Source organism: Reinekea thalattae (assembly GCF_008041945.1).
GTDB classification, from domain to species: Bacteria; Pseudomonadota; Gammaproteobacteria; order Pseudomonadales; family Natronospirillaceae; genus Reinekea; species Reinekea thalattae.
Map to the genome: position 1 here is coordinate 1,894,422 of NZ_VKAD01000001.1, position 16,881 is coordinate 1,911,302.

At 47.1% G+C, this 16,881-nt stretch carries 17 protein-coding genes; 14 read left to right on the forward strand and 3 right to left on the reverse strand.

All coding sequences use genetic code 11. From position 1 onward, the window contains the following. Positions 1 to 138 precede the first annotated feature (138 nt). The 3 genes from lgt (at position 139) to FME95_RS08650 (ending at position 4,366) form a co-directional block, all read left to right on the forward strand. The gene (gene lgt / locus FME95_RS08640; RefSeq protein WP_147713984.1) at positions 139 to 975 is read left to right on the forward strand and encodes a prolipoprotein diacylglyceryl transferase; all 837 of its coding nucleotides are present in this window, start codon (positions 139 to 141) and stop codon (positions 973 to 975) included. 14 nt (positions 976 to 989) lie between these two features. After that, positions 990 to 1,841 (forward strand): thymidylate synthase, encoded by an 852-nt coding sequence (locus FME95_RS08645; protein WP_147713985.1) that lies wholly within the window; start codon positions 990 to 992, stop codon positions 1,839 to 1,841. A gap of 134 nt (positions 1,842 to 1,975) precedes the next feature. Further along, positions 1,976 to 4,366 carry a Lon protease family protein gene (locus tag FME95_RS08650; protein WP_147713986.1) on the forward strand — a complete coding sequence of 797 codons (2,391 nt, stop codon included), beginning with the start codon at positions 1,976 to 1,978 and terminating at the stop codon, positions 4,364 to 4,366. A gap of 112 nt (positions 4,367 to 4,478) precedes the next feature. Here the strand turns inward: FME95_RS08650 and FME95_RS08655 are convergent, their stop codons facing one another. Genes FME95_RS08655 through FME95_RS08665 form a run of 3 tightly spaced genes read right to left on the reverse strand, consistent with a single transcriptional unit; the run spans position 4,479 to position 6,737 of the window. Further along, positions 4,479 to 5,306 (reverse strand): MetQ/NlpA family ABC transporter substrate-binding protein, encoded by an 828-nt coding sequence (locus FME95_RS08655; protein ID WP_147713987.1) that lies wholly within the window; start codon positions 5,304 to 5,306, stop codon positions 4,479 to 4,481. Then, positions 5,303 to 6,004: a methionine ABC transporter permease gene (locus FME95_RS08660; RefSeq protein ID WP_147713988.1), complete on the reverse strand. Its 702-nt coding sequence runs from the start codon at positions 6,002 to 6,004 to the stop codon at positions 5,303 to 5,305. The genes FME95_RS08655 and FME95_RS08660 overlap by 4 nt, the downstream gene beginning before the upstream one ends. Further along, on the reverse strand, positions 5,997 to 6,737 hold the full coding sequence (locus FME95_RS08665; RefSeq protein ID WP_147713989.1) for an ATP-binding cassette domain-containing protein: 741 nt from the start codon (positions 6,735 to 6,737) through the stop codon (positions 5,997 to 5,999). The genes FME95_RS08660 and FME95_RS08665 overlap by 8 nt, the downstream gene beginning before the upstream one ends. Positions 6,738 to 7,098: 361 nt before the next feature. Here FME95_RS08665 and mnmG point away from each other — a divergent pair, with 361 nt between their 5' ends. The 11 genes from mnmG to atpG all read left to right on the forward strand — a co-directional run bounded on the left by mnmG (position 7,099) and on the right by atpG (position 16,876). Continuing rightward, positions 7,099 to 8,985: a tRNA uridine-5-carboxymethylaminomethyl(34) synthesis enzyme MnmG gene (gene mnmG / locus FME95_RS08670; protein WP_147713990.1), complete on the forward strand. Its 1,887-nt coding sequence runs from the start codon at positions 7,099 to 7,101 to the stop codon at positions 8,983 to 8,985. After that, positions 8,985 to 9,614 (forward strand): 16S rRNA (guanine(527)-N(7))-methyltransferase RsmG, encoded by a 630-nt coding sequence (rsmG, locus tag FME95_RS08675; RefSeq protein ID WP_147713991.1) that lies wholly within the window; start codon positions 8,985 to 8,987, stop codon positions 9,612 to 9,614. Before mnmG ends, rsmG begins: the two co-directional genes overlap by 1 nt. 14 nt (positions 9,615 to 9,628) lie before the next feature. Further along, entirely contained in the window at positions 9,629 to 10,453 is an 825-nt protein-coding gene (locus tag FME95_RS08680) for a ParA family protein (RefSeq protein ID WP_147713992.1), read from the forward strand. A gap of 25 nt (positions 10,454 to 10,478) precedes the next feature. Then, on the forward strand, positions 10,479 to 11,363 hold the full coding sequence (locus tag FME95_RS08685; protein WP_147713993.1) for a ParB/RepB/Spo0J family partition protein: 885 nt from the start codon (positions 10,479 to 10,481) through the stop codon (positions 11,361 to 11,363). Positions 11,364 to 11,649: 286 nt separating this feature from the next. After that, a complete protein-coding gene (locus FME95_RS08690; protein WP_147713994.1) occupies positions 11,650 to 12,075 on the forward strand; it encodes an ATP synthase subunit I in 426 nt (141 codons plus the stop codon). Positions 12,076 to 12,082: 7 nt separating this feature from the next. Continuing rightward, positions 12,083 to 12,970 carry a F0F1 ATP synthase subunit A gene (gene atpB / locus FME95_RS08695; protein ID WP_147713995.1) on the forward strand — a complete coding sequence of 296 codons (888 nt, stop codon included), beginning with the start codon at positions 12,083 to 12,085 and terminating at the stop codon, positions 12,968 to 12,970. A 130-nt stretch (positions 12,971 to 13,100) separates the two neighbouring features. Next, positions 13,101 to 13,334 carry a F0F1 ATP synthase subunit C gene (atpE, locus tag FME95_RS08700; protein ID WP_147713996.1) on the forward strand — a complete coding sequence of 78 codons (234 nt, stop codon included), beginning with the start codon at positions 13,101 to 13,103 and terminating at the stop codon, positions 13,332 to 13,334. Between the two features lie 50 nt (positions 13,335 to 13,384). Further along, a complete protein-coding gene (locus FME95_RS08705; RefSeq protein ID WP_147713997.1) occupies positions 13,385 to 13,855 on the forward strand; it encodes a F0F1 ATP synthase subunit B in 471 nt (156 codons plus the stop codon). 11 nt (positions 13,856 to 13,866) lie between these two features. Next, positions 13,867 to 14,403 carry a F0F1 ATP synthase subunit delta gene (locus FME95_RS08710; protein ID WP_147713998.1) on the forward strand — a complete coding sequence of 179 codons (537 nt, stop codon included), beginning with the start codon at positions 13,867 to 13,869 and terminating at the stop codon, positions 14,401 to 14,403. 13 nt (positions 14,404 to 14,416) lie between these two features. Then, positions 14,417 to 15,961: a F0F1 ATP synthase subunit alpha gene (atpA, locus tag FME95_RS08715; RefSeq protein WP_147713999.1), complete on the forward strand. Its 1,545-nt coding sequence runs from the start codon at positions 14,417 to 14,419 to the stop codon at positions 15,959 to 15,961. A gap of 45 nt (positions 15,962 to 16,006) precedes the next feature. Continuing rightward, positions 16,007 to 16,876: a F0F1 ATP synthase subunit gamma gene (gene atpG, locus FME95_RS08720; protein ID WP_147714000.1), complete on the forward strand. Its 870-nt coding sequence runs from the start codon at positions 16,007 to 16,009 to the stop codon at positions 16,874 to 16,876. Positions 16,877 to 16,881: the final 5 nt, after the last annotated feature.

Here is a 16,881-nt window from a genome sequence, read left to right on the forward strand (position 1 = left end):
CACAACTCAGCTAATAACTCACCTAATAAGCAGGCAATAACTGCCGCCTTCCATCGAATCGCCACCACTTTGTAATCTTCACGGATTAGCCTGTATTTTCTGATATAGTCGCCCTGCACAATTTAGGAATCGGAAAATATGCTTCATCCTCAGTTTGACCCTGTATTTTTCAGTATCGGCCCGTTATCGATTCACTGGTATGGCGTTATGTATCTGGTTGGCTTTTTATTAGCCCAATACTTAGCGATATGGCGTGCCAAACGCGATAGCTGGCGCGGCTTTAATAGCGATCAAATTCAAGACTTACTGTTCTACTGTGTATTGGGCGTCATTATTGGCGGTCGAGTCGGTTATGTGTTCTTTTACCACTTCGATTACTTCCTACAAAACCCACTGTACCTATTCAAAATAAACGAAGGCGGCATGAGTTTTCATGGCGGCTTTTTAGGTGTTGTTGTTGCAGTCATGCTGTTTGCTCGACGTAACAACAAAACGCTTTTCCAAGTTGGCGACTTTGTCGCGCCAGTGGTGCCGCAAGGCTTGTTTTTTGGTCGCCTTGGCAACTTTATTAACGGTGAATTATGGGGCCGACCAACCGATGCACCTTGGGGCATGATCTTCCCTCAGGCGAACGATATGCTCACCCGTCACCCATCTCAGCTTTACCAAATGGCAGGCGAAGGCCTACTACTGTTTATAATTTTATGGTTTTACAGCAGCAAACAACGGCCCCGTATGGCGGTTTCTGCGGCCTTTATGTTGGGTTATGGTGTGCTAAGAACCGCTGCCGAATTTTTCCGCGAACCTGACGAACACATTGGCTATCTGTTGGGTGGCTATCTGACTCAAGGCATGCTGCTGAGCTTACCCATGATCATCATTGGCGGTCTATTATTAGTGCTGGCCTACCGCAAACCGGTATATGAGCAAGCCACCAAAAGCAGTAAACAGAAAAAAGCCAAAACTCAGAAATAGACAGGAAACTCACAGTGAACCAATATCTACAGCTGTGCCAACGCATTATTAACGAAGGCCACTGGATCGAAAACGAGCGCACTCAAAAACGCTGCCTGACGGTTATTAACGCCGATCTTGAATACAATGTGGGTGCCAATGAGTTTCCGTTGATCACCACCCGAAAGAGCTTTTATAAAGCCGCGATTGCCGAATTTCTCGGCTATATTCGAGGCTACGATAACGCTGCAGACTTCCGTAAATTAGGCGCTAAAACCTGGGACGCCAACGCTAACGAAAACACTGCTTGGCTGGCCAATCCTCACCGCAAAGGTGAGGATGATATGGGCCGAGTCTATGGCGTACAGGGGCGGAATTGGGCCAAGCCCGATGGCGGCTCAATCGACCAATTGAAAAAAATTGTCGATAACCTGTCTCGCGGCATTGATGATCGCGGCGAAATTTTAAGCTTTTACAACCCCGGTGAATTCCACATGGGTTGCTTACGCCCGTGCATGCACACGCACACCTTTTCGCTGCTCGGTGACACCCTCTATTTAACCAGCTACCAACGCTCCTGCGATGTGCCTTTGGGGTTAAACTTTAATCAGGTTCAGGTGTTTTTCTTTTTAGCCATTATCGCGCAGATTACCGGTTTAAAGGCGGGCAAGGCTTACCATAAGATCGTTAATGCACATATTTATGAAGACCAACTCGAGCTGATGCGCGATGTGCAATTAAAACGTGAACCGTTCCCTTCGCCACAGCTGATCATCAACCCAGACATCAAATCCCTCGAAGATTTAGAAACTTGGGTCACGGTTGACGACTTTAGCGTCGAAAACTACCAATGCCATGATCCAATCGCCTATCCGTTCTCGGTCTAATATTAGTCATACGCCGCCTGCAAACTATTAGTCAGCGCGGCAATAACTTGCACTGGGCTCTGCTATCTTTATTAGACCAGCACTGACATACTGCTTTATATCTCGTTATCGTTTCACCGCATTAGGAATCATTTATGGCAACAAAGGCTTTAGCACTTGAAGCAACGGCGTTACGCGCAAACATCGATTTAACCCACCTCGCAATAGAAACCACCGAAGACTTAGAAGGTATCTCTAGTTTTTTAGGCCAACCACGGGCTAAAAAATCACTTGAGTTCGGCATCGCCATGCATGGCGGCGGTTACAATTTATACGTTATGGGTGAAGCCGGAACTGGCCGCCAATCGTTAGTGTCTAAATACGTTCGTGAGCTAGCCGAAGCACAACAGGCTCCCAGCGAATGGGCCTACATTAATAACTTTGATAACTCACGCGAACCCTTCTCGCTAGAATTACCGGCGACTTGCGGCAAAGAACTTAAAGCACAGATTAATCAGCTGATTAGCGACCTAATGGACACCTTTCCTGCGGCGTTCGAGAACCCAACCTATCAACGCAAACGCTCCGCCATTGATCGTGATTTTAACCAATATTACGACGCTGCCATTAATGTCGTAGAACGCTTCGCCAATGAAAAGGGCGTCGCGGTTGTTGCCGACGGCGGTTCGGTTATGCTGCTGCCTGTTGTCGAGGGCAAAGCCTTAGATGACACCGAATTCGCTCAGTTACCAGAAGAGCTGCGCAGTGAATTTCAAAAACGCATCAACGAAATTGAAGCTTACCTCAACGAGCAAGTACTCGAACTGCCAACCTGGCGACGCAAAGCTTCCGAACAATTAAGGCTGCTAAACCTAGAAACGGTACAGCAGGCAATACGCCCGCTGTTAAAAGAACTGGAAGTAAAAAACCAAACTCAGCTATCGGTTTTACGTTATCTACGTTCGATTAAAAACCACCTGCCGCAACTGCTGGTTGATCTGTTCTCGGAAGAATCTCTGCTCGACACCAGTACCGATCAGGATCGCAAACAGGCACTGGAAAGCTGGCTAAAGCCAAATTTAGCCGTTACCCACGAGCTAAACTCCGGCGCACCGGTGGTTTATGAAATGCTGCCGACTTACCAAAACTTATTTGGCCGTATCGAGTACGCGACGCAACAAGGAATTCCAACAACAAACTACCAGCTGATTCGCCCTGGTAGTTTGCTGCGAGCAAACGGCGGCTATCTGATTTTAGATGCCGAAAAATTATTGCTTGAACCGTTCGCGTGGGATGCACTCAAGCTGGCACTGAAAACCCGTGAGCTTAAGATGGAATCTCCGTTTGTTGATGCCAGCCTAATGCATGCAGTAACGCTGTGCCCAGAATCGATCAAACTGAATGTCAAAGTCATCTTAATCGGCTCACGCGATATTTATTACCAGCTACAAGAATGGGATCCAGAATTTATGGAACTGTTCCGAGTGCCGGTCGACTTCGATAGTTTTATTCCAAGCTCACAAGACAATATCGACAACCTGATTTTGCGCATTAAAGATTACGGCGAAGAAAAGGGCTTAAAACCTTTGACCGTTGATGCTCTGGAAAAACTCATCGAATTCAGCTTGCGAGAAGCCGAACACCAAAACCGTTTGTCGGCGCAAGTGGTGCGAGTATTTAAAGTCTTTGCCGAAGCCGACTTTATCAGTCGTCATAAAGAAGCGCGTCACATCGATGCCAGCCATGTTTGTGCGGCATTAGAAGCCGCCGAATATCGCAACGGTCGCATTGCCGATCAGATGCTGATGGAGATCGAAGAGGGCACCATTCTAATCGACACCGAAGGTGAGCGCGTCGGTTGCGTCAACGGTTTAACCGTGATGGAAATTGGCGAAAGCCGTTTTGGTTCGCCAGCGCGTATCACCTCGACCGTTCATGTCGGTGGTAAAGGCGTTGTCGATATTGAACGCGAAGTTGAACTCGGTCAGTCGTTACACAGTAAGGGCGTGATGATCCTCAGCGGATTTTTAGGCCATGAGTTTGGCCGCACCTTCCCGCTAACGCTGTCGTCTCATATTGCGATGGAACAGAGTTACGGTTACATCGATGGCGACAGTGCCACCGTTGCCGAATACAGCTCGCTCATTTCTGCCATCACTCAAGTGCCAATCAAACAAGGTTTTGCCATTACCGGTTCGATGAATCAGCTTGGTGAAGTGCAGGCCATTGGTGGCGTAAATGAAAAAATTGAAGGCTTCTTTAAGCTCTGCCAACTGCGTGGATTGACTGGCCAGCAGGGTGTCATTGTGCCGCAAGATAACGTTAAACACCTGATGTTACATCAGGATGTTATCGATGCGGTTCAGGCTGGCAAGTTTCATATTTATGCGGTAAAACATGTTTACCAAGCACTGCATATTTTAACCGATTTAGAACCGGGCGATGCTGACGCAAAAGGCGAGTTCCCCAAAGAAACTCTGAACGGTAAAGCTCAGCAGGCGCTGAAAACCCTGTTTGAACTCTATCAAGAAACCGACGAAGAATAGTTTTTCGTAAGTCCAAAAAAAACCGCGACGACCTTTTGGTTCTCGCGGTTTTTTATTATTTGTAGATTCAATACTAACCAAAGCCTGCTAGGCGCAGGCATTAATATCGTTATTAAAACGCTGGCGTTGAAGCCCAAGAATAATTATTTGCCAAGTAATCTTTCACAGCATCGGAAGCCAGTGCTTCGGCTAATACCGCGATTTTTTTATCGTCGGCATTATCAGAACGAGCAGCCAAACTCACCGCATAAGCATTGCTGATAGCGTCGCGAGTCTCAAGGTATAAACGCTCAGCGTCGCCTTGCAGATTTAACGAACGCGCAAAGGTTGGATACATTACCGCCAATCGACGACCGGCTTCATCATAAGCACCCGCGGCTGCCGTTAGTGGCGCTTCCACAAACTTTAATTGTTTTGGGTTGCTGCTAACATCGGCTGTTGTCGCTTGGAAAGTGACACCCTCAGCCAATTCAATTAAGCCAGCATCAGCCAACAGCATGAGCGCACGCGCAGTGTTTACACCGTCGTTCGGGATATAAACTGTCTCGCCCTGCTCAATGTCATCGAGTGAATTATAAACCGAAGAATAAAGCGCAAAGGTTGCGTGATAAATCGGCTGTACAATTTCTAAATTCGAATTACTGCGTTGGTTAAAAATATTCATATAGAGTTCGTGCTGGATTAGGTTGGCATCGATTTCACTGTGAGCCAACGCTGGGTTTGCTTCTGCATAATTTAAGAAGACAATTTTTTCTAAGCTGTAACCCTGCTCTGCAACCTGCTGTTCGATGGTATCTAAAATATCCGGCTTAGAACTGTCAGCGCTGTAAAATGGGTAAAACGATACGCCAACTTTAATCACCTTATCATCTTGCGATGAGCAGGCAGTAAACGCTAAAGCCAATAACAAAACACTGGTGAGCATAACGAGTTTTTTCATGATGATTCTCTTTTCCTTTTTTTATCGAGAGAGTGCGCCAAGTAAGAACCCAGCACCTGTATAATCTGCACCAGTAAAATCATCACAACAATGATGACCCACATCAGTGGCTGGTTCCACATATAAAAACCTTCTTGCAGCGCCAAATAACCAATGCCGCCACCGGCAATCACACCAACAACCGTTGAGTAGGCGATCAGACTAATAATAGCCGAGGTATAACCCAGCACTAATGCAGCGCGCGCTTCTAGCAAAATAAAATTCACCACCAGCTGCCAACGAGTCGCGGCCATTGAGTGAGCGGCATCGTAAATATGAGGACTTAAATCGATAATTGCCTGCTCAACAAGACGCGACACAATGGCAATGCCAACAACCGAAAGCGAAATCATCGAAGCATAAATACCGTAGGCCGTACCAATAAAAAACCGCGCCACTGGAGCCATCACAATAAGTAACAAAATAAACGGTACCGAGCGAATCGTATTGACGAGCAAAGCCAACGGCACGGCAATTTTTTTGTTCTGATAAGGCCGATTATGTCCACACAAAGCCAATACCAAACCGATGCCAGTGCCAACAATAAAGGCAACCGAAAATGACACCGACACCATAAATAAAGTATCGATTAGATCCGCAAGAATACGATGACCAAACCGAGACAGGGTATCGTTAATGAGCGCAATAAAATCAAGCATCGGCGTCCACCCATAATTCATTAAGGTGATCAACCTGAAAGTGCGATAGTGCATTCACTGCGCCGATTTTTTTTAATCGACCCTGCTCAAGCAACACCGCACGATCACACATGTAACGGATAACATCGATTTGGTGGGAAACAATCACCATCGTTAACCGATAAGAACGGTGAACCTTTTTCAGCAAGTCTAAAATTTCTTGCATGGTTTTCGAGTCCAGCGCAGAAGTTGGTTCATCTAAGAAAATAATTTTTGGATCCGATATTAAAGCCCGAGCAATCGAGACGCGCTGTGCCTCGCCGCCGGAAAGCGTAATTGGGTAGCTGTCGGCCTTATCTTGCAGACCAACAAAACTTAACAGCTGCTTGGCTTTTTCTAGCCGAGTATCACGATCAACACCTCGTAATTTCAGCGGCAGGGCGACGTTGTCTATCACAGAGCAATTATAGAGCAGGCTAAAACCTTGAAACACAACGGCTGTTTGCTGAATCAGTTCACGGGCTTTGGCTTGACTCAGATTATTGTCGACCGATTCATCAAGCATTTGGATCGAGCCACTGTCAGGTCGTTCATGCAAGCTGAGTAAGCGCAGCAAGGTCGACTTACCAGCGCCGCTTTTTCCGACAATGCCTAACACTTCACCTTCGGCAACCCGAAAGCTAATGTCGTCTAATGCCTGAACGACGTTTTCTTTGGCGGTAAAACTCTTTCCCACCGATTGTAGCTCTAACACGCAACCTCCAAACCCAGCAACAACGGTTGCTCGCCAATAAGGGCGGCTAGCTTAAAGGCAAACGTCTTAATAAAAAAGACACAAAAACTAAGGGCAATAAAAAGGATCGGCGTTTGAATCGAGGCAGGGGTAAACGCAGTTCGAGGCAGAAACCTTGCACTGGTTAGGCTTTTTTCTGCTAAAAAAGCGCTTAAATACAATTAAAATCTGATCAATTTGCTACAGCTATAGGAATTTACCGAATTGATCGAAATTTGAGCTGTTAACTGCGGCGCTTTCTCCTATAATGCCGCCCCCATTTTATAAATAGCTATTTTTGAGACAAAAAGAGTCTTTCGAAGAAAGTCATTAGAGGTGTTACGTGAAGTTCCCTAAAAATTACGATGTTGTTGTGATCGGTGGTGGCCATGCAGGTACCGAGGCGGCGCTCGCAGCTGCGCGAACCGGCAGTAACACCCTATTACTTACTCATAATATCGACACCGTTGGCGTGATGTCCTGTAACCCAGCTATCGGCGGTATCGGTAAAAGCCATCTGGTCAAAGAGATCGATGCTCTCGGCGGTGCGATGGCCAAAGCCACCGACCTTGCTGGCATTCAGTGGCGTACGCTCAATAGTCGTAAAGGCCCAGCCGTGCGAGCCACTCGGGCGCAAGCAGACCGAGCGCTGTATCGCAGTGCCATTCGCAACATTGTAGAAAGCCAAGATAACCTCGACGTATTCGCGCAAGGCGCTGACGATCTAATCCTACAGGGTGAACGTGTCATTGGTGTCAAAACCGAGACAGGCATTGAAATTCACGCCAAATCAGTCGTATTGACCGCAGGAACCTTCTTAAACGGCAAAATTCACGTCGGCCAAGATAACTACGCTGGCGGCCGCATGGGAGATCAGCCGAGCGTCTCGCTAGCCGAGCGTTTGCGCGAATTACCGATTCGCACCGGTCGCTTAAAAACCGGCACACCGGCACGTATCGACGCGCGCTCAGTCGACTTTTCTAAAATGATTGAACAGCCTGGCGACACGCCATTGCCAGTGATGTCTTATATGGGTTCGGTTGCAGACCACCCGCAGCAAGTTAGCTGTTACATTACTCATACAACCGAACAGACTCACGACATTATCCGCGCTAACCTTGGCCGTTCCGCCATGTATTCGGGCAACATCGAAGGCACTGGTCCGCGCTATTGTCCGTCGATCGAAGATAAAATTACGCGCTTTGCCGACAAAGACAGCCACCAGATTTTTGTTGAGCCAGAAGGCTTAAACAGCTATGAGCTTTACCCGAATGGCATCTCCACTAGCTTACCATTTGATGTTCAGGTGGAATTTATTCACACCATGCAGGGCTTTGAAAACGCGCATCTAACACGCCCTGGCTACGCCATTGAGTACGACTTTTATAACCCGCAAGACCTCAAGCACTCGCTCGAAAGCAAGTACATTGAAAACCTATTTTTTGCCGGCCAAATTAACGGCACCACAGGCTATGAAGAAGCCGGTGCTCAAGGCTTATTAGCGGGGCTTAACGCCGCTAAAAAAGCAACCGGCGAAGAACTTTGGTACCCGCGCCGCGACGAAGCCTACATTGGCGTTTTGGTCGACGATCTCATTACCATGGGCACCAAAGAACCGTACCGTATGTTCACCAGCCGCGCCGAATACCGACTGCTATTGCGTGAAGATAACGCCGATGCGCGACTCACGGCCAAAGGTCGTGAACTTGGCTTGGTCGACGATGCTCGCTGGCAAGCGTTCAGTGAAAAACAGGAAAGTATCGCACAAGAGCAACAGCGCTTAAGCACGACCTACATTCAGCCAAATTCAGCGCAAGCAAAGAGCCTAGAAGCGAAATTGCCACAAGTGCTCAGCCGTGAATTCAGCCTTAAAGATTTACTAAAGCGGCCAGAATTAAATTACAGCGACATCGTCGCAGCATTGCCAACCGAACATGACATTGCAGAAGATGTGCAAGAGCAGGTCGAGATCTCGGTTAAATACGACGGCTATATTCAGCGCCAGCAACAAGAGATTGAAAGCTTGCGGCGACATGAAAACATGGCTTTGCCAGCAACGCTCGATATAGACGCCATTGGCGGATTATCGAATGAGGTAAAACAAAAGCTGAAAGAAGTGCAGCCAGAAACCTTAGCGCAAGCGTCTCGAATTTCTGGCGTCACACCGGCGGCCGTTTCGATGTTGATGATCCACATTAAAAAGCACAATGCGGCCAAGGTGTCTGCTTAATGAACGAGTTTGAAAAGCGCTTACGCTGGGGCGTTGACCAGCTCGGTTTAACATTAAATGATGACGTCATTGAACGATTACTGAGCTATCACGGCTTATTAGTCAAATGGAACAAGGCCTACAACCTAACCTCTGTACGCGATGCGATGCAGATGGTCGATCGCCACCTGATCGACAGCCTCAGTATTTTGCCGTTCTTAAGTCACGAACGGCTAATCGATGTTGGTACCGGCCCCGGCCTTCCGGGCATGGTCGCTGCGCTGGTTCGAGAAGAGCAAAGCATTGCGCTACTCGATAGCAACGGTAAAAAGTGTCGTTTTCTAAATCAAGTTAAGATGTCGCTAAAGGTCGACAACTGCCAAGTGGTGCACCACCGACTAGAAAGCTGGCAGCCAGATGAGCAATATCAGCAGATCACATCTAGAGCCTTTGCAACACTTTCTGATATGGTAGCATTCTCTCGCCATCTGTTAGCCAAAGACGGGCGCTTTATCGCCATGAAAGGGCTTTATCCCCATGATGAAATAGCGCAACTGCCCTCAGACATTGAGGTTGTTAAGGTGTCTCCTCTAGCGGTACCAGGAACAGATGGCGAACGGCATTTAGTAGAGTTGGGTATTAAGTCTTAATGAGGGAAGTCCGCTTGAGCCAGATTTTTGCAATTACCAATCAAAAAGGTGGGGTCGGTAAAACCACCACAGCGATCAACCTACCATCATCACTTGTGGCGATGAAGCGCAAGGTGTTGGTTGTCGATCTTGACCCACAGGGCAACGCCACCATGGGCAGCGGCGTCGATAAGAACGACCTAATGTTATCGGCCTACGATGTACTCACCGGTAAATGCAATTGCCAAGAGGCGATTGTTAAAACTGAACAGGCCGGTTTCGACTTATTGCCAGCTAACGGCGACTTAACCGCAGCCGAAGTTGAGCTGCTAAATATGCCTTCCAAAGAGCACCGGCTACAAAAGGCGCTCAGCGAAGTCAGCAGCCAATACGACTATATTTTTATCGACTGCCCGCCATCATTAAACATGTTGACGGTAAACGCCTTAACGGCAGCTCAGTCGACCTTTATTCCTATGCAGTGTGAATACTATGCACTCGAAGGTCTTGCAGCATTGCTAGAAACCATTGCGCAAATTCAGCAAGTGGTGAACCCACAACTGCAAATTGGCGGTATTCTGCGCACCATGTATGACCCGCGTAACACGCTGACCAATGACGTTTCAGATCAGTTAAAAGCGCACTTTGGTGACAAACTTTACGCGGCTGTCATTCCACGGAATGTCCGCCTAGCTGAAGCACCAAGTTACGGCGTGCCTGTACTGCATTACGACAAGACCTCGCGTGGCACTGTTGCCTACTTAGCATTAGCGGGCGAATTTATTCGCCGAAACGAAGGCGATAAGGCTGACGTATCCATTGCTAAAGAACACCAAAACACCGCTTCAACGGCTGGTTAATTTTTCAACATAGGTTAAAAACTGTATGTCGCCCAAGAAAAAAGGCTTAGGACGTAACTTCGGCTCACTGATCACCACTCAAGCCGAAGTTCAGCAACTGTCTGAACAACCTGTCGAGCAAATCAAAGACAGTACATTGCGTGAGCTGCCGGTTGAATGGCTACAACGCGGTGTGTTTCAACCTAGACGCGACATGTCCGAAGACGCTTTACGCGAACTGGCCGACTCCATTAAAGCACAGGGCGTCATGCAGCCCGTTGTGGTACGCCCACTAGGGCCGCAATCTTTTGAATTGATTGCCGGTGAACGGCGCTGGCGCGCAACACAACTAGCTGGCTTAGATACCATTCCAGCGGTGATCCGCGACGTACCCGATGAAGACGCCATCGCTATGGCGTTGATCGAAAACATTCAGCGTGAAAACCTTAACCCAGTGGAAGAAGCCATTGCGTTACAGCGCTTACAACAAGAATTTGAACTGACGCAAGCCGAAGTCGCCGATGCGGTTGGTAAATCACGCACCTCTGTCACTAACCTGTTACGCCTTATTGGTTTAGAAGCTGAAGTCAAAACGATGCTTGAGCATGGTGACCTAGAGATGGGACACGCAAAAGCCTTACTTGGGTTAAAAGGCCAACAGCAAATCGATGCCGCTCGACAGGTCGTTGCGAAAGCGATGAACGTTCGTCAAGCCGAAGCGCTGGTACGTTCAATCACAACACCCGCAAAAATCGATGTCGAAAAAAACGACAACAATAGTGACGTCAACGTACAAAAGCTTGAACAGATGCTTTCTGAACGATTCGGTGCCGTCGTACAAATTAAGCACGGTGCAAACGGAAAGGGCTCACTGACCATCAAATACACCAGTCTTGATGAGCTCGATGGCATTCTAACGCACGTCAAATAATATTGTTTCCTGACTCACATCATTCAAATGTCTAAGCTATGCTGCTAGGGCCATTATTGCTACCAGCCAAGTAACGCCATATACTGTGGCCCTGTAATTTGATGCAGCTCTAATGTGGCTCACATTCTTGGCATCTATAAAAAAAATAAACGCTAAATGTGACAAGAGACAATATAAATACACATTTAGCTTGGTTAAAAAGCCATAGGACACTAGCATTGGCGCGCATTAACAGTCGTTGCGTTAAGAACCTTGCTAGGGCCTGGCAAATCGCTCGGAGACAACCTTGTCTTATTTTAAGCCCTACTCTGCAAAACTATTGAAACGACCTGTCGCCTATGGCGTTTTGGTGGTTCAATTACTCGCAACCCTAACTACGACTTTGGTCGCATTAATGGTGGAAGTCATCATTGGCTTAGCAGTGTTGTCTGGAGGGTTAATTAGTGTTTCAGCCCAAGCGTTTTTTAACTATAGTGCCCTTCGGCACTTTGGTGACCCAAATGCCCTTAAAGTATTCGCAGCCACCGTTAAAGCGATGGTCGGACGGTGGTCTATTATTATTGGCTTTAGCCTTACCGCAGTCATAATTTATGAAGAATTACACGCAGGAGCGCTCTACGGAAGCCTATTCTTAGTTCACCTACTCGGTGCTCTTGCGTTACCGTTATTGGTTAAAAACCCAGCAAAAAAAATTGGATTATTAAAGGGGTAGAAGTTTTATGGCAAGTAGTGAAGGCGGATATCACAGCTCAGCTGAATACATCCAGCATCATTTAACGAATCTAACATACGGCCAAATTAAAGAAGGCTCGACCTTATGTGACGGTTCGGTAGCGCACCATACTCATTGGGGTTTTGCCCACTGTGCTGATGAAGCCGCAGCGATGGGTTTTAACGCCATCCATGTTGACAGCATGCTATGGTCGATCGGCTTAGGCGCGTTATTTTTGTTGGTGTTTTGGCGTATTGGTCGAAAAGCCACCACCGGTGTACCTTCGGGCATGCAAAACCTAGTCGAAACACTTGTTGAGTTTGTCGACACCAACGTTAAAGAAACCTTCCACGGTCGCAACCCTTTAATCGCGCCGCTGGCACTGACCGTTTTCTGCTGGGTCTTACTGTCCAACATCATGGATATTCTACCCATCGATCTAATCCCTTATTTGTTGCAATTGGCCGGCGTGCATTTCCAAAAAATCGTACCGTCAACCGATCCAAACATTACTCTGGGCACTGCAGTATTTGTCTTCATCCTAATGCTTTATTACTCCATTAAAGTAAAAGGCATTGGTGGCTTCATTAAAGAGTTAAGCTTTACACCCTTTAACCATTGGTTATTTATTCCATTCAACCTGTTCATGGAAGTCGTTGGGCTACTGGCTAAACCATTTTCATTGGGCCTTCGTTTATTCGGCAACCTTTACGCGGCAGAGATTATCTTTATCTTAATTGCGTTGATGTTTGGCGGTGGCGTTGTGTTTGCGTTGATGGGTGGTGTGCTGCAATTAAGTTGGGCCATATTCCATATTCTGGTTATCCCACTGCAAGCATTTATCTTTATGATTTTGACCATCGTTTATCTCAGTCAAGCTCATGAAGATCACTAGTTCAGCTAGTCATTGTTTATAACGTTGCTTATTGCAAGCAACTTGAAAGAATCGTTCAGGTAACTGAACAACAGGGTATAAACCCAATTTTTAATTAAAACTTAGTCAATCTTAAACTTAGGAGTTACACATGGAATATATCTTTCTCGCCGCTGGCTTAATGATGGGTCTTGGTGCAATTGGTGCAGCTATTGGTGTTGGCATTCTCGGTAGCAAACTACTTGAATCGACCGCACGTCAGCCTGAGTTAGGCCCCATGCTACAAACCAAATTCTTTATTGTTGCTGGTTTGATTGATGCTGTGCCAATTATCGGTGTTGGTATCGCAATGTACCTAATCTTTGTTGTTGGTGCTGGTGCATAAATCACCCATTAGGTGACAAAAATCCACTAACCAACTAACGAGGTGAAGGCGTGAATTTTAACGCAACATTTATCGGACAAATTATTGTCTTCGCTATCTTCGTTTGGCTATGCGCAAAATTTGTATGGCCACCAATTATTGCCGCGATGAACGAGCGGCAAACGAAGATTGCAGAAGGTCTCGACGCTTCTGATCGCGCCGCCAAAAATCTAGAAGTCGCTCAAAATGAAGCTGCCTCTAAATTACGCGAAGCCAAAGCAGAAGCCGCTGAGATCATCGAGCAAGCTAATCGTCGTGCATCCGCAATCGTCGATCAAGCAAAAGCCGACGCAGAAGCAGAAGCTCAACGCATTGTTGATGCTGCCGCATCTGATGTGGACAAAGAGCGCAACCTTGCACGCGAAGAACTACGCAGCAAGGTCGCCACTTTAACACTCGCCGGTGCCGAGAAAATTCTGCAAGCAGAAGTCGATGCCACTAAGCACAACGAGCTGTTGGATAAACTCGCAGCGGAACTTTAAGGAGGCGACACATGGCAGAATTAACAACGCTAGCTCGCCCCTATGCTAAGGCAGCGTTTTCTGCAGCTATCGACGAAGGTGCTATTACGCCTTGGTCAACGGCGCTAAAAACGCTTAAAGCAATTACGCAAGCCGAAGCGGTCGCGCAACTTATTGCCAACCCTTCGGTAAACGCACTGGATAAAGCAAAAGCTATTACTGAGTTTGCTGGAGATCAATGCATCGATGGCGCTGCTAATTTATTAGTAGTGTTAGCTGAAAACGATCGATTGTCATTACTTCCAGAAATTAGCGCTCAGTTTGAATTGCTCCGATCAGAGCATGAAAAAACAGCTGATGTACTTGTAACCAGCGCATTCGAACTCAGCGACGCTCAGCAACAAACGCTGAAACAGAAATTGACCACTAAGTTACAGCGCGATATTTCCATTTCAGTAAAAGTAGATGAGGCACTCATTGGTGGTGTCATCATTAAAACTGGCGATCTAGTGATCGATGGCTCCGTTCGCGGAAAGTTGTCGAAGCTCGCTGAAGCAATAAATTCCTAATGAGGGAAAACGCATGCAGCACCTGAATCCTTCAGAAATCAGTGACATTATTAAAGAGCGTATCGCTAAATTAGATACCTCTTCTAAAGCACAAAATGAAGGCACTATCGTTGGTGTATCCGACGGTATTGTACGTATTCATGGTCTTGCCGACGTCATGTACGGTGAGATGATTGAATTCGAAGGCAGCGTCTTTGGTATGGCGCTTAACCTTGAGCAAGACTCTGTAGGCGCCGTAGTTCTAGGCGAATACCGTGACTTAGCTGAAGGCCAATCTTGTAAATGTACTGGCCGAATTCTTGAAGTACCGATCGGTCCAGAACTACTAGGCCGAGTTGTCGATGCTTTGGGTAATCCGATCGACGGTAAAGGCGACATCAACGCTAAGCTAACAGACCCAATCGAAAAGGTTGCGCCGGGCGTAATTGCTCGTCAGTCGGTCGACCAGCCAGTTCAAACGGGTTATAAAGCCGTTGACTCGATGGTTCCAATTGGTCGTGGCCAGCGTGAGCTGATCATTGGCGACCGCCAAACCGGTAAAACGGCACTGGCTGTTGATGCCATTTTGGCGCAGAAAGCTGCAGGCATTAAATGTGTCTATGTAGCTGTTGGCCAAAAACGTTCAACCATTGCTAACGTCGTACGTAAGCTAGAAGAACACGGCGCTATGGAATACACCACCGTGGTTGTCGCTTCGGCTTCTGAGCCGGCCTCAATGCAATTCATTGCACCTTATGCAGGCTGCTCAATGGGTGAATACTTCCGTGATCGCGGCGAAGATGCGTTAATCATTTATGATGACTTATCTAAGCAAGCCGTAGCTTACCGTCAGATTTCACTGTTGCTTCGTCGCCCACCAGGCCGTGAAGCCTACCCTGGCGATGTATTCTATTTGCACTCCCGTTTGCTTGAACGTTCTTCGCGCGTCAATGCCGAGTACGTTGAAGAATTCACTAAGGGTGAAGTTAAAGGTAAAACCGGTTCATTGACCGCATTACCAATTATTGAAACCCAAGGTGGTGACGTTTCTGCATTCGTACCAACCAACGTGATTTCTATTACCGACGGTCAGATCTTCTTAGAATCAGACCTGTTCAACTCAGGTATTCGTCCTGCAATGAACGCCGGTATTTCGGTTTCTCGTGTTGGTGGTTCGGCACAAACGAAAATCATGAAAAAGCTATCTGGCGGTATTCGTACAGCCTTGGCTCAGTATCGTGAATTAGCAGCCTTCTCTCAGTTTGCATCAGACCTTGATGACGCAACCAAAGCACAGCTTGATCATGGTGCGCGTGTAACTGAGTTAATGAAACAGAATCAATATTCACCTCTCGGCGTTGCCGAAATGGCGGTATCGGTTTTTGCTGCAAACGAAGGTTATTTAGACCAACTTGAAGTGTCTCAGGTACTGCCTTTCGAAGCAGCTGCCCACAGCTACATGAAGTCTGAACATGGCGACCTAATGACTCGTATTAACGAGACAGGCGTATGGGATGATGAAATCGCTGGCACCTTCAAGAGCGCACTGGATGCATTTAGTGCGACTCAAAGCTGGTAATAAATACACCGGCCGCGTAAGCGGCCAGTAACTGAGGCTAGTGCTATGGCAGTCGGAAAAGAGATTCGTACTCAAATAGGTAGCATTAACAACACGCGAAAAATTACTTCGGCAATGCAACTCGTTGCTGCCAGTAAAATGCGTAAAGCTCAGGAACGGATGCAACTAAGCAAACCGTACGCTCAAAAAATTCGAGCGGTTATCGGCCACTTAGCCAATGCAAACACTGAGATTAAGCATCCTTATCTTGAGGAGCGTGAAGTTAAAAAAGTCGGCTATATCGTTGTATCGACAGACCGAGGTTTGTGCGGCGGTTTAAATGCCAACCTATTTAAGACTATCGCGAAAGATGCTGCAGAGCTTGAGAAAAAAGGTATTACCACTCAGGTCTGCGCAATTGGAACCAAAGGCACCGGTTTTTTCAAAGGCCGTGGCTTTGACGTTGTTGCATCGATTGATCACCTAGGCGAAAACCCATCGGTGGCAGAGTTAGTAGGCGGTGTAAAAGTCATGATCGATAACTTCGAATCTGGAGAAATCGATCGGCTATTCATTGTTTACAATGACTTCATCAACACGATGATACAAAAGCCTGTAATGGAACAGTTGTTGCCGCTAAAAAGCTCCGATGACGAAGCGACTCAAAGAACCTATGCATGGGACTATTTATATGAGCCCGATGCAGAATCCATATTAAATGGTTTGTTGACCCGTTATATCGAATCACAGGTCTATCAGGGCGTCGTCGAAAACGGAGCTTGCGAGCAAGCCTCACGCATGATTGCGATGAAGGCTGCAACAGATAACGCAGGTGAAATGATCGAAAACTTAAAGCTTGAGTATAACAAGGCGCGTCAAGCGGCGATTACTCAGGAAATTTCGGAAATTGTTGGCGGCGCTGCGGCGGTGCAATAACGGTT